This is a genomic window from Microcystis sp. M53603_WE2 (assembly GCF_030065435.1).
The window spans coordinates 1-3,550 of record NZ_JASJFF010000988.1 but is presented as its reverse complement, the minus strand read 5'-3'; the positions used below and the strand labels follow the sequence as shown (position 1 = coordinate 3,550).

Here is a 3,550-nt window from a genome sequence, read left to right as displayed (position 1 = left end):
GTCCTGATCTCGCGCTTTTTTAACACCACAATGGGGGAAGATATCCTCAACCTTTTAGGGGGACTGATCACCATTCAAGGGGATATTAATGGTAAATTTGCCCTGCGTTCTGCCCTAATTAAATCGGCTTTTGAACCGGGAGGGGTAACTATTCTTAATCTGCTGCGTAATCTGCCCACTAATATGCAGATTGATGTGACAAAAGTGCAAAGACTAGCTCGGGCGATCGATGTCGTCCTGAAAGCCACCACAGTATTCACGGAAAAGGTGGCGCAATTATCCTTAGAAGAAGCTAAAAAGGCCGGTGAAATTAATTTTACCGCCATGACTGACCCCCGACAACCCGGACCGCAACAAGTGGAACAGATGCGGCTGGATTTAACCGATAGCCGTCGTCAGAGGGAACTTTATCTAATTATTGTCAAACCCAAGGGGCAATTAACCCAGAAAACCCCCGTTATCGTCTTTTCCCACGGTTTAGCTTCTCGTCCTGAAGATTTTGTCCGACAAGCGGAACATTGGGCTAGTTACGGTTATCTCGTCGCCATACCCCAACACCCCGGCAGCGATACCCTACAGGTGCAGAATCTGCTCGCTGGTTTATCGCGGACGGTTTTTTATACCAACGAATTTGTCAATCGTCCATTGGACATATCTTTTGTGATCGATGAATTGCAAAGACGCAACGCGGGGGAATTTCAGGGGCAATTAGATGTAGATAATGTGGGAGTTGGTGGACATTCCTTCGGCGGTTATACAGCCTTAGCTGTGGGTGGAGCGACAATCGATTTCGAGAATTTACAACGGGACTGCCAAAGAAGATTGGCTTTTCTCAATGTCTCCCTCTTGCTGCAGTGTCGTGCTTTGGATTTACCGCGAGAAGAATACAACTTTCGCGATCCGAGAATAAAAGCGATTTTTGCGGTTAATCCGTTTAATTGGAGTATTTTCGGGGCTAAAGGACTGGCTAAGATCGAAATTCCCACTTTTGTAGCGGCAGGAACCTACGATCCCGCTACCCCCGCTATTTTTGAACAGGTGCGCTCTTTTCCCCTGCTCAACACCGAAAATAAATATTTAGCTCTGATTGAAGGTCAAGCTCACGTCGATTTTTCGGTACTAGATGCGGGAATTAACGAAGCGATCGAATCCGTAGCCGATCTTACCCTGCCCGCACCATATCTGATCGATAGTTACGCCCATTCTCTATCTTTGGCCTTTTTTGAGGTGTATATTCGCAAAAACCCCGGCTATAAACCTTTTTTACAGGCGGCCTATTCCCAATATCTCAGTCAAGGCCAAGAGTTTCGATGTTTTCTGATTACCCGCGCCTCCTCGGCCGCTTTAGAACAACTCATCGAAGATTTTACCGCTCAAAATGTCCGTTAATCAGTTATCAGTTATCAGTTCACTGTTTACTGTTTACTGATCACTGAAAAGCTCCCCACTTCCCCACTTCCAATTCATAATTCATAATTTATGTTTGTTGAGGGCGTTTAAGTAGTAATTGGATAGCCAAAAGAATTAAACCAATGGTGACAAAAGCAAAAATAAAGGTTCCTAGAGAAGCTAAACCAAAAACTAAAGTGCGGACAGCGCTGCCAATTCTCAAGGCGATCGGACTGTGAGCAACCATTGGTTTTGAGTAAAAAGAATGACCGATCGCTGCCGTGAGATAATAGAGAATTGTCCCCAATGCTGCCGAAATTGCTGCGCCAACTAAACAGCGAGTAGGAGTAACTTTTTTGGTTTCTAATTCTGTGGTCATTCCTTTTTAGTCCTCAAATATTGCCCAGGTTAAATTTTAATTCTTTTCCCCAGCATTTTACCCGACTAGGACCAAGGATCGAGGACGGAAGGAAAAGAAGTATCGACTTGCGAGGAGGCGATCAGGTCTTGATTCTGGTCTAGTTCCCGTTTTAACTGTTCCCAATCGCCGGGGTCGGTTAACTCCTCATAAACAGGGGCAGCGAAAACGATCGTTTCCTTGTCCGATGACCAGTTTTGGGAAGAAAGGACTAGATTAGTCAAATCAGGTAACTCCTGGTCGAGAATAGTTGTATTTGCGCTCTTAGGAGAATTTTTGAGCGAATTTAGGTTAATTTCTTGCTTTAATGACTGTAATTCACCATTGAGAGCTTTTAATAACTGCTCGATCGCCTCGATTCTCCCGAAAACATCCGAGGGAATCTCAGGATTATTGGCAGCAGAGAGGGGGGGCAAAGTGAATTGATCAGCTATGACGCGCTCGATTTCCTCTAGGGTAGTATAACCTTGACAGACTAATTCTAAACCGTAGGTGAGGAGAGACTTAAATCCTGCCTGTGTTGCCGCTTTTTTGAGCATATCGGCGGGTTTCTTCGCAGCGATGAAAGTTTTGAGGTGAGGGGTAATCGTGATCACTTCAAAGACCCCGATCTGGGACTGATAACCGATGCCGTGACAATGACGGCATAATCTGCCTTTTTCCCGCGCTTGGATGATTTCTTCGGCAGTGAGGGAATTAGCTTTATAAAAGCTGTATTGAGCAGCTTGGGCGGGAGAAAGACCAAATTTAGCTAATTCTTCCCTTTTTGGTTGATGTTTCAGCCGACAAACCGGACAAACCCGTCGCACCAGTCTTTGATTGATCACTCCAATGAGGGTATCAGCCACTAAGGCCGGCTCCGCTAATTGATTGAGGCGAGCGATCGCAGCAAAGGCATCATTGAGGGGTAAACTAGAAATAACTAAATGTCCAGTCAAAGCCGCTTCTAGAGCATGGGTAAGGGTGGAAGAATCCGCCAGGCGATCGATGCCGATGATGTCTAGGTCTTGATTCCGGAAAGAGGGCAAAATCGAGGCATAATCTTGGCCTTGACCATCAGCGATTTCCACTTGGGTAATACCATTAAGGCTGCGTTCGATCGAGGTTTCCAGGGTAGCGATATTAACCCCACCCCGGTTTCGATGGGCTAGTAGAGAATAGAAACTGGTGGAACAGCCGCCTCTGGCCGGTGCGGTGAGCAGAATTAACCCCGCCTGGCGATCAATCATGGTGCGTACCAGTTTACAGGTTTCTTGGCTAGCAATCAACTCATCGAGGGGCCAAAGTGGGGATCGAGAATCAAAAACCCGCAGCAGAATTTTTTCTCCCTGTTGACGAGGTAGGGTGTGGAGACGAAAATCTATTTTGCGACCGGAAAAAGTTATGGTCATTTTTCCCTGTTGGGGGCGCGATTTTTCGCTGAAATCGAGGTTAGCCAGAATTTTTAACCGTGAGATAATCCCTGGGGTCGCTTCTGGAGAAATCGGTTCCCAGGCAGAACGCAGGAGACCATCTTGGCGAAAACGGACAGTTAATTGATTTTCTTGGGGTTCTAGGTGAATTTCCGTCGCTTTACTTTCGATGGCTTGAACCAGGATATTATAGACCTCTTGCAAAAGTCTTAAGTCGATCCTTGTACAGCAACATTTTTGAAGATTATCAACTACTAATAAATAATTAACTGAAAGTCCCTCCCATTATTGTTTCTATCGTTTGTTTTCGGATTTATGCAAGAGGTCTTAT

Annotated in this window: 3 protein-coding genes; 1 reads left to right on the top strand and 2 read right to left on the bottom strand. The window is 45.7% G+C overall.

Annotated elements, in window-relative coordinates; genetic code table 11:
* A partial coding sequence (locus PX481_RS20890) for an alpha/beta hydrolase (protein ID WP_288095783.1) occupies window positions 1-1,389 on the top strand: 1,389 nt, incomplete at its 5' end.
* An 88-nt stretch (window positions 1,390-1,477) separates the two neighbouring features.
* Here the strand turns inward: PX481_RS20890 and PX481_RS20885 are convergent.
* Together PX481_RS20885 and PX481_RS20880 are read right to left on the bottom strand one after the other, a co-directional pair.
* Complete coding sequence (locus PX481_RS20885) at window positions 1,478-1,768, bottom strand: DUF3082 domain-containing protein (RefSeq protein WP_002786666.1); 291 nt, start codon at window positions 1,766-1,768, stop codon at window positions 1,478-1,480.
* 65 nt (window positions 1,769-1,833) lie between these two features.
* Window positions 1,834-3,423: a GspE/PulE family protein gene (locus tag PX481_RS20880; protein ID WP_002759583.1), complete on the bottom strand. Its 1,590-nt coding sequence runs from the start codon at window positions 3,421-3,423 to the stop codon at window positions 1,834-1,836.
* Window positions 3,424-3,550: the final 127 nt, after the last annotated feature.